The 20,396-nt window shown below is 66.2% G+C and carries 14 protein-coding genes; 9 read left to right on the forward strand and 5 right to left on the reverse strand.

The annotated features are described in order from the left end of the window. The 5 genes from ACW5IY_RS14305 to ACW5IY_RS14325 are packed head-to-tail and all read left to right on the forward strand — an operon-like array spanning position 1 to position 5,064. Positions 1-1,368, forward strand: coding sequence for an FAD-dependent oxidoreductase (locus ACW5IY_RS14305; RefSeq protein ID WP_049436748.1), 1,368 nt, complete (start codon positions 1-3; stop codon positions 1,366-1,368). Continuing rightward, on the forward strand, positions 1,368-2,807 hold the full coding sequence (sbcB, locus tag ACW5IY_RS14310; protein ID WP_049436749.1) for an exodeoxyribonuclease I: 1,440 nt from the start codon (positions 1,368-1,370) through the stop codon (positions 2,805-2,807). Before ACW5IY_RS14305 ends, sbcB begins: the two co-directional genes overlap by 1 nt. Further along, positions 2,804-3,490, forward strand: coding sequence for a DUF2461 domain-containing protein (locus ACW5IY_RS14315; protein WP_049436750.1), 687 nt, complete (start codon positions 2,804-2,806; stop codon positions 3,488-3,490). Before sbcB ends, ACW5IY_RS14315 begins: the two co-directional genes overlap by 4 nt. Next, on the forward strand, positions 3,490-4,470 hold the full coding sequence (locus tag ACW5IY_RS14320) for an aldo/keto reductase (protein ID WP_049436751.1): 981 nt from the start codon (positions 3,490-3,492) through the stop codon (positions 4,468-4,470). The genes ACW5IY_RS14315 and ACW5IY_RS14320 overlap by 1 nt, the downstream gene beginning before the upstream one ends. 42 nt (positions 4,471-4,512) lie before the next feature. Then, positions 4,513-5,064 (forward strand): DUF2939 domain-containing protein, encoded by a 552-nt coding sequence (locus tag ACW5IY_RS14325; protein WP_049436752.1) that lies wholly within the window; start codon positions 4,513-4,515, stop codon positions 5,062-5,064. Positions 5,065-5,188: 124 nt separating this feature from the next. Here ACW5IY_RS14325 and ACW5IY_RS14330 read toward each other — a convergent pair whose 3' ends face one another. The 3 genes from ACW5IY_RS14330 to ACW5IY_RS14340 form a co-directional block, all read right to left on the reverse strand. Continuing rightward, positions 5,189-6,133, reverse strand: a complete 945-nt coding sequence (locus ACW5IY_RS14330) for a 5'-nucleotidase (RefSeq protein ID WP_010480444.1) — start codon at positions 6,131-6,133, stop codon at positions 5,189-5,191. A 47-nt stretch (positions 6,134-6,180) separates the two neighbouring features. After that, positions 6,181-6,954, reverse strand: a complete 774-nt coding sequence (locus ACW5IY_RS14335; RefSeq protein ID WP_049436753.1) for an NAD kinase — start codon at positions 6,952-6,954, stop codon at positions 6,181-6,183. Between the two features lie 192 nt (positions 6,955-7,146). Then, positions 7,147-12,123 (reverse strand): NAD-glutamate dehydrogenase, encoded by a 4,977-nt coding sequence (locus ACW5IY_RS14340; protein ID WP_049436754.1) that lies wholly within the window; start codon positions 12,121-12,123, stop codon positions 7,147-7,149. A gap of 250 nt (positions 12,124-12,373) precedes the next feature. Between ACW5IY_RS14340 and ACW5IY_RS14345 the strand changes: the two genes are divergently transcribed. From ACW5IY_RS14345 to ACW5IY_RS14355, 3 genes are read left to right on the forward strand one after another with little or no spacing between them, the layout of a single operon-like run. Beyond that, positions 12,374-13,030 (forward strand): TetR/AcrR family transcriptional regulator, encoded by a 657-nt coding sequence (locus ACW5IY_RS14345; RefSeq protein WP_049436755.1) that lies wholly within the window; start codon positions 12,374-12,376, stop codon positions 13,028-13,030. Continuing rightward, positions 13,030-14,298 carry an efflux RND transporter periplasmic adaptor subunit gene (locus ACW5IY_RS14350; protein WP_049436756.1) on the forward strand — a complete coding sequence of 423 codons (1,269 nt, stop codon included), beginning with the start codon at positions 13,030-13,032 and terminating at the stop codon, positions 14,296-14,298. The genes ACW5IY_RS14345 and ACW5IY_RS14350 overlap by 1 nt, the downstream gene beginning before the upstream one ends. Before the next feature lie 15 nt (positions 14,299-14,313). Beyond that, positions 14,314-17,487, forward strand: a complete 3,174-nt coding sequence (locus tag ACW5IY_RS14355; protein WP_049436757.1) for a multidrug efflux RND transporter permease subunit — start codon at positions 14,314-14,316, stop codon at positions 17,485-17,487. 154 nt (positions 17,488-17,641) lie between these two features. Here the strand turns inward: ACW5IY_RS14355 and ACW5IY_RS14360 are convergent, their stop codons facing one another. Further along, positions 17,642-17,929 (reverse strand): hypothetical protein, encoded by a 288-nt coding sequence (locus ACW5IY_RS14360; protein ID WP_049436758.1) that lies wholly within the window; start codon positions 17,927-17,929, stop codon positions 17,642-17,644. A gap of 234 nt (positions 17,930-18,163) precedes the next feature. Further along, a complete protein-coding gene (locus ACW5IY_RS14365; RefSeq protein WP_049436759.1) occupies positions 18,164-19,312 on the reverse strand; it encodes an acyl-CoA dehydrogenase family protein in 1,149 nt (382 codons plus the stop codon). A gap of 153 nt (positions 19,313-19,465) precedes the next feature. On the opposite strand from ACW5IY_RS14365, the gene ACW5IY_RS14370 reads away from it, so the two are divergent. Further along, complete coding sequence (locus tag ACW5IY_RS14370; RefSeq protein ID WP_010480432.1) at positions 19,466-20,395, forward strand: ArsR/SmtB family transcription factor; 930 nt, start codon at positions 19,466-19,468, stop codon at positions 20,393-20,395. The last annotated feature ends 1 nt before the right edge of the window (position 20,396 follow it).

Genomic DNA, 20,396 nt, shown 5'->3' on the forward strand with positions numbered 1-20,396 from the left:
TTGATCGCACACGCTTCCCGCTCGTTGAGCATTATCGGTGCCGGCCTTGCCGGGTCCCTGCTGGCCATCCTGCTGTCACGCCAGGGCTGGCGCATCACCCTGTACGAGCGCCGCGGCGATCCTCGCGTGGCCGACTACGAGAGCGGCCGCTCGATCAACCTGGCGCTGGCCGAGCGTGGGCGCAATGCGCTGCGCCAGGCCGGCGTGGAAGACGAGGTGATGGCGCGCGCGGTGATGATGCGCGGCCGCATGGTGCACCCGCGCGAGGGCGAACCGCAGCTGCAGCGCTATGGCCGTGATGACAGCGAAGTGATCTGGTCGATCCACCGCAGCGACCTGAACACCACGCTGCTGGAACTGGCCGAACAGGCCGGCGCCACCGTGCACTTCCATCGCCGCCTGCACACCGTCGATTTCGATGCCGGCTACGCGCGCTTCATCGATGATCGCGACGACAGCCCGCACGACATCCGCTTCGACACCCTGATCGGTGCGGACGGCGCCGGCTCGGCGCTGCGCGCGGCGATGAACCGCCGTGCGCCGCTGGGCGAGGACATCGCCTTCCTCGACCACTCCTACAAGGAGCTGGAGATCCCGCCGGCCGCAGATGGCAGCTTCCGCATCGAGCGCAACGCACTGCACATCTGGCCGCGCGGCCACTACATGTGCATCGCCCTGCCCAACCACGAAGGCACCTTCACCGTCACCCTGTTCCTGCCCAACCAGGGCGACCCCAGCTTCGCCACGGTCAACACCGGTGTACAGGCCGAGGCGCTGTTCGCGCGCGAGTTCGCCGACACCCTGCCGTTGATCCCGAACCTGCGCGCGGACTGGGAGCAGCACCCACCGGGCCTGCTTGGCACGCTGACGCTTGATCGCTGGCACCAGCAGGGCCGCGCCGTCCTGATCGGCGACGCCGCGCATGCGATGGTGCCGTTCCACGGCCAGGGCATGAACTGCGCGTTCGAGGACTGTGTGGCGCTGGCCCGTCATCTGATGGAAGCGGACGACCTGGAAGGCGCGTTCGAAGCCTTCGAAGCCGAGCGCAAGCCGAATGCACGCGCGATCCAGCAGATGGCACTGGAGAACTACCTGGAAATGCGCGACCGCGTGGCCGATCCCGCCTTCCTGCTGCAGCGTGAACTGGAACAGGAACTGCAGCGGCGCTGGCCGACCCGGTTCGTACCGCATTACACGATGGTCACCTTCCTGCACACGCCGTACGCGGAAGCCCTGCGCCGCACCGAGCTTCAGCGCGACATGCTGGTGGCGGCCACGGCCGGCCACGATTCGCTGGACAACATCGACTGGGCCGCACTGGAAGCGCAGATCCATGCGCAGCTGCCGGTCCTGGAGGGCGCGCACTGATGGCTGACAGCTTCCTGTTCTACGACCTGGAAACCTTCGGCCAGGACCCGCGGCGCACGCGCATCTCGCAGTACGCCGCGATCCGTACCGACGCCGATCTGAACGAGATCGACACCCCGGTCAGCTTCTTCGTGCGCCCGGCCGACGATCTGCTGCCCTCGCCGATGGCCACCCTGGTCACCGGCATCACCCCGCAGCAGGCACTGGCTGAAGGCATCAGCGAAGCCGAAGCCTTCGACCGCATCAACGAACAGCTGTCGCGCCCCGGCACCTGCGCGCTGGGTTACAACACGCTGCGCTTCGACGATGAATTCGTCCGCTACGGGCTGTTCCGCAACTTCCACGACCCGTACGAACGCGAGTGGCGCAACGGCAATTCGCGCTGGGACCTGCTGGACATGCTGCGGCTGATGCGCGCGATGCGTCCGGACGGCATCCAATGGCCGCTGCGCGAAGATGGCGCCACCTCGTTCAAGCTCGAGCACCTGGCCGAAGCCAACAACGTGCGCGAGGGTGATGCGCACGAAGCGCTGTCCGACGTGCGCGCCACGATCGGCATGGCACGGTTGTTCAAGCAGTCGCAGCCGCGGCTGTGGGAGTACGCGCTGAAGCTGCGCGACAAGCGCTTCGTCGGCAGCCTGCTGGACGTCACCGCGATGAAGCCGGTGCTGCATATTTCCATGCGCTACCCGGCCAGCCGCCTGTGCGCGGCGCCGGTGCTGCCCTTGGCCGTGCATCCCACCATCAACAACCGGGTGATCGTGTTCGACCTGGAAGGCGAGATCGATGACCTGCTGGAACTGCCGGCCGAGGTGATCGCACAGCGCCTGTACATGCGCGCCAGCGAGCTGCCCGAAGGCGTGGCGCGGGTACCGCTGAAGGAAGTGCATCTGAACAAGGTGCCGGCGCTGATCGCCTGGAACCACCTGCGCGCCGATGACCACGAGCGCCTCGGCCTGGACGTAGCCGCGATCGAGGCCAAGGTGGAACGGCTGCGCGCGTTCGCCCCGCAGCTGGCCGAGAAGGCTCGCCAGGTCTACAACCAGCCCCGCGCCGCCACCGTGGCCGACGTCGATGCCTCGCTGTACGACGGCTTCCTCGGCAACGGCGACAAGCCGCTGCTTGCGCTGGCGCGCACCACCGCGCCGGAGCAGTTGGCCGCGCTGGAAGGCCGCTTCCGCGACCCGCGCCTGCCAGAGCTGCTGTTCCGCTACCGCGCGCGCAATCATCCCGACAGCCTCGCGCCGGCTGAACGCCAGCGCTGGCAGGATTACCGCCGCCAGCGCCTGCTCGGAGACGGCGGCCTGGGCGAACTCAACCTGCCCCAGTACCAGCAGCAGCTCGATGCACTGGCCGCCGAAGCGCCCGATGACACCCGGCGCCAGGCCCTGCTGCAATCGCTGCGCGACTGGGGCCAGCAGCTGCAGGAGACCTTGTGAGTACCTATTTCTCGGACGCCAGCTTCAAGTTCCTGCGCAGCCTGGCGCGGCATAACGAAAAGGCGTGGTTCAACGATCACCGCCAGCAGTATGAAGACCACGTCCGGCAGCCGTTCCTGCGCCTGCTGGGTGACCTGCAGCCAGCGCTGGCGGAGATCAGCGACCACTTCCGCGCCGATACCCGTGGCGTCGGTGGCTCGCTGTTCCGCATCCACCGCGACGCGCGCTTCTCCAACGACAAATCCCCGTACAAAACCTGGCAGGGTGCGCGCCTGTTCCATGAGCGCCGCCGCGAAGTGGCCGCGCCTTCGTTCTACGTGCACCTGCAACCGGGCGAGAGCTTCGTTGGCGCCGGCCTGTGGCATCCGGAACCGGAGACCCAGCGCCGCGTGCGCCACTTCATCCTCGACAACCCGGGCAGCTGGAAGGCGGCCGCGCATGCTCCCGCGCTGCGCAAGCGCTTCGACTTCGAGGAGAGCGAAAAACTGGTGCGTCCACCGCGCGGCTTCCCGGCTGATTTCGAGTTCATCGACGACCTCAAGCATCGCAACTGGGTGATGTGGCGCTCGCTGGACGACGCCACCATGACCGGCCCTCGCCTGCTTTCCACGCTCGGCAGGGATCTGGCAGGGCTGGGCCCGTTCGTCGACTATCTGTGCGCGGCGCTGGACCTGGAATTCTGATGTCGTTGGCGCACCAACGCCGCACGCTGGGCCGCACCGGGCTGGCGGTTTCGCCGGTGGGCCTGGGCTGTTCCGGCTTCTGGGGGCATCGCCGGTTCCCGGAACAGTCGGCCGCGCACGTGGTCGAGCATGCACTGGCACAGGGCGTCAACCTGTTGGACACCGGTCACAACTACTCCGGTTTCCACGCCGAGCCGCGGCTGGGCCGCATCCTGCGCCCGTTGCTGAAGCGATACCCGCGCGAGTCGCTGGTGATCTCCAGCAAGGGCGGCACGCTGACCGGCCAGGCCGGCATCAGCGGCGCCGAGCAGCGCAATTTCTCGCCCGCCGCCATCACCGCCAGCTGCGAAGCCTCGCTGCGCAACCTCGGCCTGGATTACCTCGACATCTACCAGCTGCACGGTGCCAGCCAGCACGACATCAACGATGACCTGCTGGCCGCACTGCAGCGACTGCGCGAACGCGGGCTGATCCGGCACACCGGCATCAATACGCACACGGCGTCGACCCTGTGCTGGATGATCGACCATCCCACGCTGTTCGACGTGGTGCTTCTGGACTACAACGCCCTGCAGCAGGACCGTGAACCGCTGATCGACCAGTTGCACGCGGCGGGCATCGGCGTGCTGGCCGGCACCGTGCTGGCGCAGGGCCATCTGCTGCCGTCACGCGCCCGCCTGCCGCGCCCGGCCGACGCCTGGTACCTGGCCAGAGCCTGGCTCAAGCCAAGCAGCCGCGCACTGATGCGCAGTGCACGCCGGATGCGCCACGCCATCACTACCATCCGCAGCCAGCGCCCCGCCCAGACCGCGTTTGCCTACGCCCTGGGCCATCCCGGCGTGGCCAGCGGCATCCTCGGCACCACCCGCACCGTCAGCCTGGACGAAGTGCTGGCGACGCGGCTTGAGGCACTGACCGCAGCCGAACGCCAGCAGCTGGTGAACGCCTTCGGTGATGGGCGCGGATCACCCAGTCATTGAGTCTTCACCCCATGCCGCTGCGGTTGCGGCAGTCTGTGCGGCATGAAGAAACTCACTGTACTCGTTGTGCTGCTGGTCCTGGCCTTGGCCGCCTGGTGGTTCGCTGGCCCCTACATGACCGTGCGCGGGCTGTCCCAGGCCATTGAACAGCGCGACACCGCGCGCCTGGAGCGCTACGTGGATTTCCCGCGCGTGCGCAGCAGCCTGCGGGCGCAGCTCAACGACTACCTGGTGCGCCAGGCCGGCCCGGATGTGGCGGCCAGTCCCTTCGGTGCCCTGCTGTATGGGTTGGGCGACCAGCTAGGCGGTGCCGCGGTGGACACCATGGTGACCCCGACCGGTATCGGCGCGATGCTGCAGGGCCACGTGCTGTGGAAGCGCGGCCGCAATGAACTGCAGGGCGGCGATGCCTTCGGCCCGACCGAGCCGGCGCGACCGCTGAAGAATGCCGAACATCATTTCGAAGCGCTGGACCGCTTCGTGATCGATGTCGACCGCGGCCCCGGCCAGCCGCCGCTGAAGGTGGTGCTGGAGCCGCAGGGCCTGCGCTGGAAGGTGGTGGACCTGCAGCTGGGGATGTCGGGCAGCCCTTGATCGGACCCGGGGCCTGAGGGCGATGCCGACCAAGGTTGGCAACTACCGGGGCATGCGGCTCTGGTAGAGGCCCACCTTGGTGGGCGCCGATGCATGGCAGTGCCAACCAACGGTTGGCACCTACTCAGCCTTCGTTGGCGACGCCGTGCGGTACGTGGCCGGCGGCCACGTGCTCGCGGGCGCTGTCGATGTTGTGCTGCGAATCATCGAAGAAGATGTCGGCGCCGAACGCCTGCAGGAACGGGCCCTTGTGGCGGCCGCCGAGGAACAGCGCCTCATCCAGGCGCACGCCCCACTCGCGCAGGGTGCGGATCACCCGCTCATGCGCCGGTGCCGAACGCGCGGTCACCAGTGCGGTACGGATCGGCGCACTCTCGCCGGCCGGGAACACTTCCTGCAGCGTGTGCAGCGCCGACAGGAAGCCGCGGAAAGGGCCGCCACTGAGCGGTTCACGGGCCCGTTCGCGCTCGTGGCGGCCAAAGGCTTCCACGCCCTGCTCGCGCGAAATTCGCTCGCTCTCATCACCGAAGATCACCGCATCACCGTCGAAGGCGATGCGCAGCTGCCCGGCCGGGCGGGTGATGTCGATCTGATCGGCTGCCGCTGCGGCGGTTTCGCCGGGCGGCTTGGGCAGGATGGTGGCCGCGGCGATGCCATGGCGCAGCGCGCTGCGCACTGATTCCGGGTTGGCCGACAGGAACAGGTCGGTGCCGAACGGCTTCACGTAGGGCCAGGTCGGCTCGCCGGCGGTGAACGTCGCGCGGATGATGCCAAGGCCGTAGTGCTGGATCGAGTTGAAAATGCGCAGGCCGGTATCGGCCGAGTTCCGCGACAGCAGGATCACCTCGACCCGCGGGTTCTCTGGACTGGCGCCCTGGTTCAGTGCCAGCAGCTTACGCACCACAGGGAACGCCACGCCCGGGCCGAGGATGTCGTCTTCGTGCTGGCGCTGGAACTCGGCATAGGCCGCTACGCCATCGCTCTCGAACAACGCGTGGCTTTCCTCGAGGTCGAACAGCGCGCGCGAGGTCACCGCGACGGTCAGCAAACGGGGGGAGTTGTCGCCCATCGGTGGGGGTCCTTCAAGCGGTCGGCATGGCCGGCCGCCTATTGTCTTCAAAAAACGAACTGTTCGCTCAGGATCCGGTCTTCCAGGTTGTGCTCCGGGTCGAACAGCAGGGTCACGCGGCGGTCTTTCGACTCGCGGATGGTCACTTCGACCACGTCGCGGGTCTCGTGCGAATCAGCGGTCACGCTGATCGGGCGCTTGTACGGGTCCAGTACGCGGAAACGCACTTCGGTGTCGGCTTTGAGGATCGCCCCGCGCCAGCGTCGCGGCCGATACGGGGCCAGCGGCGTCAGGGCGATGGTATGCGAGCCCAGCGGCAGCACCGGGCCGTGCGCGGAATAGTTGTAGGCGGTACTGCCAGCCGGGGTGGCGACCAGTACGCCGTCACCGATAAGTTCGGCCACGCGTTCCTGGCCGTTGAGGTCGATGCCGATATGCGCCGCCTGCCGGGTCTGGCGCAGCAGCGAGACGTCGTTGTAGGCCAGCGAGCCCGTGCTGGTGCCCGATTCGGTCAATGCCACCATCTCCAGCGGACGCAGGTTGGCCGGTTCGGCACGGGCGATCCGCGCCTGCACGTCTTCGTCGCCACGGTACTGGTTCATCAGGAAGCCGACCGTGCCCAGTTTCATGCCGAACACCGGCTTGCCTAGGTGTCCATGCCGGTGCAGGGTCTGCAGCATGAAGCCGTCGCCGCCCAGTGGGCACAGTACATCGGCCTGCTCGGGCGTGCAGTCGCCATAGCGCGACACCATGGCCGCGCGAGCCATCTGCGCGGGCTCGGTGGTGCTGGCCAGGAAAGCGATGCGGGGTGTGTCGCTCATCGGTGGATCCGGGGGGAAGGCATGAGGGAGAGCATAACCGAGCGCCGGGGGTTGGACCTCGCGGGGCGGATGACAGATCGACGGCCGGCGTCGGGTCAGTGATCGCAGAAAAACAGGCGGAAACAGAACGGCCCCGCTTTCGCGGGGCCGTTCCGGTTCACACATGCCAGGCGTGGCCTGGCACTACTTCAGTTACGCGCCGTGCGCAGCCAGCTGGCCCAGGCGCTGCACCGCGACTGAAACGGTCGGGTAGTCCAGGGTCTTCTGCTCGGCCAGTTCGGCCAGCATCGCCAGGGTAAAGCGCAGGCTGTTGTCGTCACGGCCCATCCAGGCAGCGACCTTGGCTTCAGCACTGCCACCCTTGGTGCCCAGCACCTGGCCCGCCAGGTTGCGGTGGTTGGCGGCCAGCTCGTCACGCAGCACGCCACGTGCCACCGCATGCCAACGGCCATTGACCTCCAGCGCGTCGACCTGCTCGAACAGCCACGGCAGCTGCAGGGCATCGCCCAGGCGGAAGTGGACCTTGGACACGTCCACCGGCTTCAGCTTGCGGGTGCGGGCCAGTTCGATGATGTCGAACGCCGGCTCCAGGAAGTGCAGTTCGGCCAGCTGCTGCGCCAGCGCGGACGGCAGGCCCTTCTCCTTCCACTCGGCCACCAGGGCTTCGTAGGTCGGACGCTGCGAATCCGGCAGCACACCCGAAGCAACGCGGATGTCGTTGAACGGACCCTGGTAGCGGTTGACCGCTTCCGTGATGCCCGGCATCGCACCCGGGCGCGACAGCAGCCAGCGCACGAACGAGCGCTGCAGCTTCCAGATCACTTCCAGCGCATCGATCTGCACCGACTCCGGCACCTTGCCGTCGAGGGCATCGATCTGCGCCCACAGCGCGCGTGCATCCAGCGTTTCGCGGCTGATGGTGTAGGCCTTGGCGACCTCGGCGATGGAACGGCCGGTGTCTTCCTGCATGCGCATCAGGAAGGTGGCGCCCATGCGGTTGATGGTCTGGTTGGTCACGGCCGTGGCGATGATTTCGCGCTTCAGGCGGTGACGCTCCATCGCGTCGGCGTACTTCTTCTGCAGCGGGGTCGGGAAGTAGCGCTGCAGTTCCTTGGACAGGTACGGATCTTCCGGGATGTCCGAATCCAGCAGCTGGGCGAACGCCACCAGCTTGGAGTAGGACAGCAGCACCGACAGTTCCGGACGGGTCAGGCCCTGGCCGCGAGCCTTGCGCTGGGACAGCTCGGCGTCGGACGGCAGGAATTCGATCTGGCGATCGAGCAGGCCCTGCTGTTCCAGGGTACGGATGAAGTGCTGCTTGGAACCCAGGCGCTTGACCGCCATCCGCTCCATCAGGCTCAGGGCCTGGTTCTGGCGGTAGTTGTCGTTGAGCACCAGCTCGGCGACTTCATCGGTCATCGAGGCCAGCAGCTTGTTGCGCTGCTCGACGGTCAGCTTCTTGGCCCGCACCACATCGTTGAGCAGGATCTTGATGTTGACTTCGTGGTCGGAGGTATCCACGCCGGCCGAGTTGTCGATGAAGTCGGTGTTGAGCAGCACGCCGGCCTGCGCGGCTTCGATGCGGCCCAGCTGGGTCATGCCCAGGTTGCCGCCCTCGCCCACCACCTTGCAGCGCAGCTCGCCACCATTCACGCGCAGCGCGTTGTTGGCGCGGTCGCCGACATCGCTGTGCTGCTCGCTGGCAGCCTTCACGTAGGTACCGATGCCGCCGTTCCACAGCAGGTCGACCGGTGCCTTCAGGATCGCGCTCATCAGATCGTTCGGCGACAGCGCCTTGACGTTGTCGTCCAGGCCCAGCGCTTCACGCACCTGCGGGGTGATCTCGATCGACTTCAGGCTGCGCGGGTACACGCCGCCGCCCTTGCTGATCAGCTTGGCGTCGTAGTCCGCCCAGCTCGAACGCGGCACGGTGAACAGGCGCTCACGTTCGACGAACGTGGTGGCCGCATCCGGGTTCGGGTCCAGGAAGATGTGGCGGTGGTCGAAGGCAGCGACCAGGCGGATGTGGCGCGACAGCAGCATGCCGTTGCCGAACACGTCGCCGGACATGTCGCCGACGCCGACCGCGGTGAAGTCCTGGCTCTGGCTGTCACGGCCCAGCGCACGGAAGTGGCGCTTGACCGACTCCCACGCACCGCGTGCGGTGATGCCCATGCCCTTGTGGTCGTAGCCGACCGAACCACCGGAGGCGAACGCATCGCCCATCCAGAAGCCGTGCGCGATGGCCAGGCCGTTGGCGATGTCGGAGAAGGTCGCGGTGCCCTTGTCGGCGGCCACCACCAGGTACGGATCGTCCATGTCGTGGCGCACGACATCCACCGGCGGCACGATCTTGTTGTTGACGATGTTGTCGGTGATGTCCAGCAGGCCCTGGATGAACAGCTTGTAGCAGGCCACGCCGTTGGCGAAGATCGCATCGCGATCGCCATTCACCGGCGGCATCTTGGCGAAGAAGCCACCCTTCGCGCCGACCGGCACGATGACGGTGTTCTTGACCATCTGCGCCTTGACCAGGCCCAGCACTTCGGTACGGAAGTCTTCGCGACGATCCGACCAGCGCAGGCCACCACGGGCCACGGCACCGAAGCGCAGGTGGGTACCTTCCACGCGCGGGCCGTAGACGAAGATTTCGCGGTACGGGCGCGGCTTCGGCAGGTCCGGCACCAGCGCCGAATCGAACTTGAAGCTGATGACATGGCCGTGCTGGCCGTTGGCATCGGTCTGGTAGTAGCTGGTACGCAGGGTCGCGTCGATCACACCCATGAACGAGCGCAGGATGCGGTCCTCGTCCAGGCTGGACACGCGGTCCATCAGCTTCAGCAGCGCATCGCGCGCAGCCTGCATCTGTGCGTCGCGGTCACCCTTGCGGGCGTCGACCACGGTCTTGAGCACCTTCAGGGTGGCGTCGTCGCCAGCAGCCAGCACATCGAAGTGGGCCTTCAGCTGGGCCTGGCCGGCCGCGATGTCGTCCTTGCTCTCGTGGCCGGTGGCCGGATCGAAGCGCGCTTCGAACAGCTCGACCAGCAGGCGGGCCAGCAGCGGGTAGCGCGCGAAGGTGCCTTCCACGTAGGCCTGCGAGAACGGCACGCCGGTCTGCAGCAGGTACTTGCAGTAGCCACGCAGCATGGCGACCTGGCGCCAGTGCAGGCCGGCGGCCAGCACCAGGCGGTTGAAGCCATCGTTCTCGGCATCGCCGTGCCAGACGCGGGCGAAGGTCTCGCCGAAGGCTTCATCGACGCTGGCGGCATCGATCGCGCCGACGGTCGATTCGACCTCGAAGTCCTGCACGTACACCGGCGCGTTGTCGACCGACAGGCGGTACGGACGCTCGGCGATCACGCGCAGGCCCATGTTTTCCATCATCGGCAGCGCATCCGACAGCGGAATGTCGTCCAGCTGGCGATACAGCTTCAGGCGCAGGCCATCGCCGCTTTCGCGCGGCACGGCCTGCAGGCTCAGGCGCAGGTCGTCCGGGCCGGTCAGGGCGTCGAGCTGGCTGACATCGTTGGCGGCAACCGCGGTGCTGTTGTCTTCGATGTAGCCGGCCGGCAGCGCCTTGCCGATGCGGGCGGCGATGCGCAGGCCTTCGGTCTCGCCATGGCGGGACACCAGCGCTTCACGCAGGTCGTCCTGCCAGTTGCGCAGCACCTGGGCCAGCTTCTGCTCCAGTTCGGCGGTATCGACGTCGAGCATTTCACCGGGCTTCGGGCGCACGATCAGGTGCACCTGGGCCAGCGGCGATTCGCCCAGCACCACCGAGCTGTCGACGTACTCGCCGTGCAACGCGTCCTTCAGCATCGCTTCGATGCGCAGGCGCACGTCGGTGTTGAAGCGCTCGCGCGGCAGGTAGACCAGCGCGGAGATGAAACGGCTGTACTTGTCGCGGCGCAGGAACAGGCGGCTGCGCACGCGCTCCTGCAGGCCCAGCACGCCCATCGCCGTGCGGAACAGTTCGTCCTCGCTGGACTGGAACAGTTCTTCGCGCGGCAGGGTTTCCAGGATGTGGCGCAGGGCCTTGCCGCTGTGGCTGGCCGGAGCCAGGCCGGACTGCTTCATCACGTGCTCGTGGCGCTGGCGCACCAGCGGGATTTCCCACGGGCGACGGTTGTACGCGCTGGAGGTGAACAGGCCAAGGAAGCGCTGCTCGCCGATGATCTTGCCCTTGGCGTCGAATTCCAGCACGCCGATGTAGTCCATGTAACCGGCGCGGTGCACGCGCGAACGGGCATTGGTCTTGGTCAGGATCAGCGCGTCCTTCAGGCCGGACGTGGTGTTCAGGCCCTGCGCGGCCAGCGTCTTGACCGGACGGGCGGCGGACTTGTCCTTGCCGCGCATCAGGCCCAGGCCGGTGTCGTTCAGCGGCGCCAGCACCTCTTCCTTGCCCTGCTTCTCGACGCGGTACTCGCGGTAGCCGAAGAAGGTGAAGTGGTTGTCGGCGGCCCAGCGCAGGAATTCCTGTGCTTCCTTGCGCGAGGCTGCGTCGACCGGCAGCTGGCGGCTGCCCAGGTCGTCGGCCAGTGCCAGCGCCTTGTCCTTCATCGGCTGCCAGTCGCGCACGATCGCACGCACTTCGTCCAGCGCCTTGTTGATGGCCTGCTCGATGGCCGCCATGGCTTCAGCCGGCTGGCGGTCGATTTCCAGCAGCATCACCGACTCGGCATCACCTTCGCCGACCTTGACCAGCTTGCCGGCCTTGTCGCGGCTGAAGCGCAGCACCGGGTGGCCCAGCACGTGGACACCCACGCCCTGTTCGGCCAGCGACATGGTGACGGTGTCGACCAGGAACGGCATGTCGTCGTTGACGATCTGCAGCACGGTGTGCGGCGATTCCCAACCGTTGGCCTTCGCGGTCGGATTGAACACGCGGACGTTGGCCTTGCCGGCCTTGCGGGCACGGGCGAATTCCAGCGTCTCAGCCGCGAGAGCGGCCCACTCTTCAGCGCTGTGGTGCGGGAACTCGTCCGACTCCATGCGCTTGTAGAAGTCAGTGGCGAAGGCCACTGCTTCGGCCTGTGCGGCCGCGGGGTAGCGCTTGCGCAAGGCCGTGTACACCGGCTCCAGGGAGAAACCAGCGGTCACTGCGACCTCCGCTTCTGCTGGTTTGGTCTTGTTTTTCACGGTCTTGGCTGCGGTTTTTTGCGGTTTCATGGCAGAGCGATGCGCTTGCTCAGTTGGGAAAATGAAATTGTAGCCCTACCGCACGAAAAGGCCTTGCTGCAGGACGGAATAACCAGATTCGGGTTTGCTGCGGTTTAGACGCCTATTCAGTTCGCACCGGTATGGTGCTGGCGCCCGCTTCAGCACTGCCGACAGGATCGGCAAAGCGTGTTACCGGAAGACACACGCGGCGACGCCGATTCGATTCCACAATCCTGAACTGGACGGTATAGTCCACCGCGTGAATCCGGCCTACCTCCCCGTTGCCCTCGACGCACGCGATGAGCGCGTGTTCGATGCCGTGCGCGAGCTGCTGGCCCAGCAGGGCATGCAGATGAGCATGGATGCGGTGGCCCAGCACGCCGGCTGCTCCAAGCAGACCCTGTACTCGCGCTACGGCAGCAAGCAGGACCTGCTGCGCCGGGTGATGCAGCGCCACGTCGGCCACGCCACCGGCGCCATGGTTCGTGCACTCCGCACTGACGACCTGCGTGCCAGCCTGCTCCAGTTCGCCACCGACTTCCTGGAGCACTTCAACCAACCGCACGTGGGCCAGGCCTGCCGGCTGATCGCCGCCGATGCATCCCAGTTTCCCGAAGAGGCGCGTACGCTGTACCGGCATGGGGCCGGCGCGCTGACGCTTCATCTTGCTGAATGGATTGAAACCGTTTGCATGCAAGGCCAGCTCCGGCATGACGACCCGCACTTCATGGCCGAACTGCTGCTGAGCATGATCGCCGGTCAGGATTTCGACAAACAGCGCTTCCATACCCCCCATCGTGATGACGCGCAGCTGCGTCGGCGCTGGGCAGAGTTCTCCGTCGACAGCTTCCTGCGCGCCTTCGCGCCTCAGCCGTCGCCGGCCCCGTCTTCAAACCAACCCCGGAGTTCCTCCTGATGACCGCCCCACTCCGCACCCTTGCCTTGACGTGCGCCGTTGCTGTCGCGCTGGCTGCCTGCAAGAAGCCGGAACAGCAGACGCCCCCGCCGCCGGAGGTGGGCGTGATCGACGCCAAGCCGCAGACCCTGCCGCTGCAGCGTGAGCTGGTCGGCCGCCTGTCGCCGTTCCGCAGCGCCGACGTGCGTGCGCGCGTGCCGGGTGTCCTGCTCAAGCGCGTCTACCAGGAAGGCTCCCAGGTCAAGCAGGGGCAACCTCTGTTCCTGATCGACCCGGCGCCGCTGCGTGCCTCGCTCAACGCCTCCGAGGCCCAGCTGGCTTCGGCCCGCGCCACCTACGCCAATGCCAAGGTGGCCGCCGACCGCGCCCGTTCGCTGGCCCCGCAGCAGTTCGTCTCCAAGGCCGACCTGGACAACGCCGAATCGGCCGAGCGCACCGCGCTGGCCGCAGTCAAGCAGGCCGAGGCGTCGGTGACCTCTTCGCGCATCAGCCTGGGCTACACCGAAGTGACCGCGCCGATCAGCGGCGTGGCCAACAAGCAGCAGGTCACCGAAGGTGCGCTGGTCGGCCAGGGCGATGTGACCCTGCTGACCACCGTCGACCAGCTCGACCCGCTGTACGTGAACTTCTCGCTGAGCGTGGATGAGCTGACCCAGCTGCGTGCGCAGCAGGCCAAGGGCGCGCTGGCGCTGTCGGGTGACGGCAAGGCCACGGTCAACGTCAAGCTGGCCGACGGCACCACTTACAGCGAGCCGGGCACGCTGGACTTCTCTTCGACCACGGTCGACCCGGCCACCGGCGCGGTGTCGCTGCGTGCGCTGCTGCCGAACCCGCAGCAGATCCTGCTGCCGGGTGCCTTCGTCAGCTTCCAGGCCAACCTGGGCGAGCGCAACAACGCCTACCTGGTGCCGCAGCAGGCCCTGCTGCGTGACACCACCGGCGGCTACGTGATGGTGGTCGGTGCCGACGGCAAGGTCATCCGCAAGAACGTGAAGACCGACGGTGCGCAGAACGGCAACTGGCTGGTCAGCGACGGCCTGGCCGCCGGTGACAAGGTGATCGTGGCCGGCGTGCAGAAGGTCAAGGAAGGCGCACCGGCGGTGGCCAAGCCGTGGACCCCGGGGCAAGACGCCAACGGCAAGCCTGCCGCGGGCGGCGCTGCTCCGGCGGGCGCGGCACCGGCCGCAGGCAAGGCACCGGCCGACGCGGCCAAGCCCGAGCAGGCCGATGCGGCCAAGCCGGCAGCCACCGATTCGAACAAGCAGTAACGGGAACCTTCCGTCATGCCTAAATTTTTCATCGAACATCCAGTCTTCGCCTGGGTGGTTGCGATCCTGATCTCGCTCAGCGGCGTGATCGCGATCCTCAACCTGGGCGTGGAGTCCTATCCCAACATCGCCCCGCCGCAGGTCACCGTCTCGGCGACCTACCCGGGTGCCAGTGCCGACACCACGGAAAAATCGGTCACCCAGGTGATCGAGCAGCAGCTGACCGGTATCGATCATCTGCTGTACTTCAGCTCCTCGTCCGCGTCCAACGGCCGTGCGCAGATCACCCTGACCTTCGAGACCGGTACCGATCCGGACATCGCCCAGGTGCAGGTGCAGAACAAGGTCTCGCTGGCCACGCCACGCCTGCCTTCGGAAGTGACCCAGCAGGGCGTGGTGGTGGCCAAGGCCAACGCCGGCTTCCTGATGGTCATCGCGCTGCAGTCCGACACGCCGGCCATCAACCGTGATGCCCTGAACGACATCGTCGGCTCGCGCGTGCTCGACCAGGTCTCGCGTATCCCCGGCGTCGGCAGCACCCAGCAGTTCGGTTCCGAGTACGCCATGAACATCTGGCTCAACCCGGAAAAGATGCAGGGCTACGGACTGTCGGCCAGCCAGGTGCTGGCCGCGGTGCGCGCACAGAACGTGCAGTTCGCCGCCGGTGCGCTGGGTTCGGACCCGTCGCCGGAAGGCCAGCACTTTACCGCCACGGTCTCGGCCGAAGGCCGCTTCAGTTCGCCGCAGGAGTTCGAGAACATCATCCTGCGCGCGAATCCTGACGGCTCGCGGGTACTGATGAAGGACATCGCCCGTGTTGCCTTCGGTGCCAACAACTACGGCTTCGACACCCAGTACAACGGCAAGCCGACCGGCGCCTTCGCCATCCAGCTGCTGCCGGGCGCCAATGCCCTGAACGTGGCCGATGCGGTGCGCGCCAAGATGGACGAGCTGCAGCCCAGCTTCCCGTCTGGGGTGACCTGGTTCTCGCCGTACGACAGCACCACCTTCGTCAAGATCTCGATCCAGGAAGTGGTCAAGACACTGTTCGAGGCAGTGTTCCTGGTGTTCCTGGTGATGCTGATCTTCCTGCAGAACTTCCGCGCCACCCTGATCCCGACCCTGGTCATCCCGGTGGCCCTGCTCGGTACCTTCCTGGGCATGTGGATGATCGGCTTCACGATCAACCAGCTGACCCTGTTCGCGATGGTGCTGGCGATCGGCATCGTGGTCGATGACGCGATCGTGGTGATCGAGAACGTCGAACGCATCATGACCGAGGAAGGCCTGGCGCCGAAGCCGGCCACGCAGAAGGCGATGACCCAGATCACCGGCGCGGTGGTGGCGATCACCGTCGTGCTGGCTGCGGTGTTCATCCCGTCCGCCCTGCAGGGCGGCGCCGCCGGTGAGATCTACAAGCAGTTCGCGCTGACCATCGCCATCTCGATGGCGTTCTCGGCATTCCTGGCCCTGGGCTTCACCCCGGCGCTGTGCGCGACCTTCCTCAAGCCGACGCACAACGACAACCCGAACATCATCTACCGCACCTTCAACAAGTACTACGACAAGATCAGCCACACCTATGTGGGCCACATCACCTCGGCAGTGCGCCATGCGCCGCGCTGGATGATCCTGTTCGTGGTACTGACCGCACTGTGCGGCTTCCTGTTCACCCGCATGCCGGGCAGCTTCCTGCCGGAAGAAGACCAGGGCTATGCGCTGGCGATCGTGCAGCTGCCGCCGGGCTCGACCAAGGGCCAGACCAACGAAGTGTTCGCGCAGATGCGTGGCATCCTGGAAAAGCAGGATGGCTATGAAGGCATGCTGCAGGTGGCCGGTTTCAGCTTCGTCGGTTCCGGCGAGAACGTGGGCATGGGCTTCATCCGCCTGAAGCCGTGGGAGGAACGCAAGTTCACCGCGCCCGAGTTCATCCAGAACATGAACGGCGCGTTCTACGGCATCAAGGAAGCGCAGATCTTCGTGGTCAACCTGCCCACCGTGCAGGGCCTTGGCCAGTTCGGCGGCTTCGATATGTGGCTGCAGGACCGTAGCGGTGCCGGTTACGAACAGCTGACCCAGGCCCGCAACATCCTGCTCGGCCAGGCCGCGCAGAAGCCGGACCACCTGGTCGGCGTGCGCCCGAACGGCCTGGAAAACGCGCCGCAGCTGCAGCTGCACGTGGACCGCGTGCAGGCGCAGTCGATGGGCATGTCGGTGTCGGACGTGTACAGCACCATCCAGCTGATGCTGGCCCCGGTGTACGTGAACGACTTCTTCTACGAAGGCCGCATCAAGCGCGTGACCATGCAGGCTGATGGCCCGTACCGCACCGGCCAGGAGTCGCTGAAGAGCTTCTACAGCCCGTCCAGCCTGACCACCAATGCCGATGGCACCAACGCGATGATCCCGCTCAACACGGTGGTCAAGTCCGAATGGGTGTCGGCGCCGCCGTCGCTGAGCCGCTACAACGGCTACTCGGCGATCAACATCGTCGGCTCGCAGGCACCGGGCACCAGCTCGGGTGAGGCGATGCAGACCATGGAAGGCATCGTCAACGACGATCTGCCGGCCGGCTTCGGCTACGACTGGTCGGGCATGTCCTACCAGGAAATCCTGGCCGGCAACGCGGCGACGCTGCTGCTGGTGCTGTCGATCGTAGTGGTGTTCCTGTGCCTGGCCGCGTTGTATGAAAGCTGGTCGATCCCGGTGGCGGTGCTGCTGGTGGTGCCGCTGGGCGTGCTCGGCGCCCTCGGCCTGTCCATGCTGCGTGGCCTGCCCAACGATCTGTTCTTCAAGATCGGCCTGATCACCGTGATCGGCCTGGCCGCGAAGAACGCGATCCTGATCGTCGAGTTCGCGGTGGAGCAGCGCGCAGCAGGCAAGACCCTGCGTGATGCCACCATCGAGGCGGCACGCCTGCGTTTCCGACCGATCCTGATGACCTCGTTCGCGTTCATCATGGGCGTGATCCCGATGGCGATCTCCACTGGTGCCGGCGCCAACTCCCGCCACGCCATCGGTACCGGCGTGATCGGCGGCATGCTGTTCGCCACCCTGCTCGGCCTGCTGATGATCCCGGTGTTCTTCGTGGTCGTGCGCCGCATGCTGGGCGACAAGCTGGATGAATCCTCCAAGGAATTCATGGAGCGCCAGCGCGACGCGGATGCTGCACACCGTCCGGATCGTTGATCCGGCAGTGAGCTGAAACGAGAAAGGCCCCGGAGCGATCCGGGGCCTTTTTTCTTGCCGCTTTTGAATGCATGCCAACCAAGGTTGGCATCTACCAGAGCGACGACAGGCCCGGTAGCCGCCAACCTTGGTTGGCGCTCACCAGGGTAACGTCTCAGCGCAGCAGCGCAACCACCGCGCATACTGCCACGATCACCAAGGCCACCCACTGCATCGGCACGAAGAAGAAATGATGGGGCGCGGCTTCGCCCTTCTGCCGGGGCACGCGATTGAGCCACAGGCCCAGTAGCACGTTCACGGCTGCGCCGATGCCTGCACCCAACAGCACCTGCTGCAACGGAATGTTGCCTTTGGGGCCATCATGCGGAAAGAAGTACGCCAGCAGCAGGATCGCTGCAATCGGCGTCACCAGCGTCATGAAACCCCAACCGCGATAGATCATCGTGCAGACCCATGAAAAAAACGGCCTGCATTGTAGCGGGGCTTTGGAAGGGCGCCGCAGAATGAAATGTATGGCGATGCGCAGGTTGCCGCTCTGTAGAGCCGAGCCCATGCTCGGCTGCTTGTACCGGAGCCGAGCATGGGCTCGGCTCTACAGGCGGCCAGAGAACAGCGCATCCGCGCATGGCGTGGATCTACTGCCGCGCCGCCAGACCGGCGGCGCGGCCACGACCACTCAGCGCAGCCCGGTCTCGTTGCGGGCGATCACCAAACGCTGGATTTCCGAGGTACCTTCGTAGATCTCGGTGATCTTGGCATCACGGAAGTAGCGCTCCAGCGGCATTTCCTTCGAATAGCCCATGCCGCCATGGATCTGCACCGCCTGGTGGGTGATCCACATCGCTGCTTCCGAAGCGGTCAGCTTGGCCACCGCGGCTTCGGTGCTGAAACGCTTGCCCTGACCCTTCACCCATGCGGCGCGCAAGGTCAGCAGCAGCGCTGCGTCCAGCTTGCACTTCATGTCGGCGATCTTGGCCTGGGTCATCTGGAAGGTACCGATGGCTGCGCCGAATGCCTTGCGCTCCTTCACGTATTCCAGGGTCGCTTCATAGGCGGCACGGGCGATGCCGATGGCCTGCGAAGCGATGCCGATACGGCCTGCGTCCAGCACGCTCATGGCGATCTTGAAGCCCTCGCCTTCTCGGCCCAGCACGTCCTCAGCCTGCGCCACATAATCGTTGAACTCGATCTCGCAGGTGGCCGAAGCACGGATGCCCAGCTTCGGCTCGGTCTTGCCGCGGCCGAAACCCGCCTTGTCGGTATCGATGATGAAGGCGGTGATACCACGCGCGCCCTTGTCCGGCTCGCTCATCGCGAACAGCACGATGTACTTGGCCACCGGGCCGGAGGTGATCCAGCTCTTCTTGCCGTTGATCACGAAGGTGCCGTCGGCCTGCTTCACCGCGCGGCAGCGCATGGCGGTCGCATCCGAACCCGACTGTGGCTCGGTCAGCGCGAACGCACCGATGGCCGTACCTTCGGCGATGGCACGCACGTAGGTCTGCTTCTGCTGCTCGGTACCATGGGTCAGAATGCCGTTGCAGAACAGCGAATTGTTGACCGACATGATGGTCGAATGGGCTGCGTCGGCGGCGGCGACCTCCACCATCGCCAGCACGTACGCAACCGGGTCCATCCCCGCGCCACCGTATTCGGTTGGCACTTCGATGCCCATCAGGCCGTTCTCGCCGAGCAGGCGGATGTTGTCCAGCGGGAACTCGCCGGTACGGTCATGGTGCTCCGCGCTCGGAGCGATCTTCTCCTGCGCGATCCGCCGCGCCACGTCCTGCAGCATCAACTGCTCTTCGGTAAAGCTGAAATCCACAACACCCTCCCGGGTACATGAAGTTATGGGCCACATACGGCGCGCCCAGGTGCCCCGATTGTACCGGGGCCCGGCGGTTTCCGTACGCCAGCGACTTGACCGCGGCAGGCCTTCTCAGCGAATATATCTCTATATCGCGATAGGTAGATATTTATGGATCTTGAAGACTGGTCGACCCGCCTGAAGGTGTTCGCCGATGCGACCCGCGTGCGCCTGCTGGCGCTGCTGGAGCAGGAGGAACTGACCGTGGCCGAACTGTCGGCGATCACCCGGCTGGCACAGCCGCGGGTGTCCACCCATCTGGCGCGCCTGAAGGAAGCCGGCCTGGTTCGCGACCGCCGTGCCGGCGTGTCGGCCTATTACCGCTTCGACGAGGCCCAGCTGGACCCGGCGCAGCGTGCATTGTGGCATGCCTTGAGCAACGGAAGCGACGACCCGCTGCTGCGCCAGGACGCCGAACGCGTCGCCGCCGTGCTGGCCCACCGCGCCTCCGACCAGAACTGGGCCGACAGCGTGGCCGGCGACATGGAGCGCCACTACTCTCCAGGCCGGACCTGGGAGGCCCTTGCGCGCACCGCGCTGCCACTGCTGGAAACTGGCGACGTGCTGGACATTGCCTCCGGCGACGGCGTGCTGGCCGAACTGGTGGCCCCGCATGCCAAGCGCTACATCTGCATCGACACCAGCGCACGCGTGGTCGCCGCCGCCAGCGAGCGCCTGCGCCGCCTGCCCAATGTGGAAGTGCGCGAGGGCGACATGCATGCCCTGCCGTTCAAGGACGGCAGCTTCGACCTGGTGGTGCTGATGCATGCGCTGACCTACGCCAGCAAACCGGCGCAGGCGGTGACCGAAGCCGCACGCGTGCTGCGCCCCGGTGGCCGCCTGCTGCTGTGCAGCCTCGCCCGACACGAGCACAAGGCAGCAGTAGAGGCTTACGGCCACGTCAACCTCGGTTTCAGTGACAAGGAACTGCGCAGGTTCGTCGACAAGGCCGGCCTGCAGGTGTCCAGCTTGGAGACAGTCACCCGCGAAAAGCGTCCGCCGCACTTCGAAGTGATTTCGCTGATCGCCAACAAGCCCTGAG

It is taken from the genome of Stenotrophomonas sp. C-A, assembly GCF_054030835.1.

Coding starts and splice junctions, on each gene's coding strand:
- sbcB (WP_049436749.1), top strand. CDS start 1,368: ATGGCTGACAGCTTCCTGTTCTACGACCTGGAAACCTTCGGCCAGGAC.
- ACW5IY_RS14320 (WP_049436751.1), top strand. CDS start 3,490: ATGTCGTTGGCGCACCAACGCCGCACGCTGGGCCGCACCGGGCTGGCG.
- ACW5IY_RS14325 (WP_049436752.1), top strand. CDS start 4,513: ATGAAGAAACTCACTGTACTCGTTGTGCTGCTGGTCCTGGCCTTGGCC.
- ACW5IY_RS14330 (WP_010480444.1), bottom strand. CDS start 6,133: ATGGGCGACAACTCCCCCCGTTTGCTGACCGTCGCGGTGACCTCGCGC.
- ACW5IY_RS14335 (WP_049436753.1), bottom strand. CDS start 6,954: ATGAGCGACACACCCCGCATCGCTTTCCTGGCCAGCACCACCGAGCCC.
- ACW5IY_RS14340 (WP_049436754.1), bottom strand. CDS start 12,123: ATGAAACCGCAAAAAACCGCAGCCAAGACCGTGAAAAACAAGACCAAA.
- ACW5IY_RS14350 (WP_049436756.1), top strand. CDS start 13,030: ATGACCGCCCCACTCCGCACCCTTGCCTTGACGTGCGCCGTTGCTGTC.
- ACW5IY_RS14355 (WP_049436757.1), top strand. CDS start 14,314: ATGCCTAAATTTTTCATCGAACATCCAGTCTTCGCCTGGGTGGTTGCG.
- ACW5IY_RS14360 (WP_049436758.1), bottom strand. CDS start 17,929: ATGATCTATCGCGGTTGGGGTTTCATGACGCTGGTGACGCCGATTGCA.
- ACW5IY_RS14370 (WP_010480432.1), top strand. CDS start 19,466: ATGGATCTTGAAGACTGGTCGACCCGCCTGAAGGTGTTCGCCGATGCG.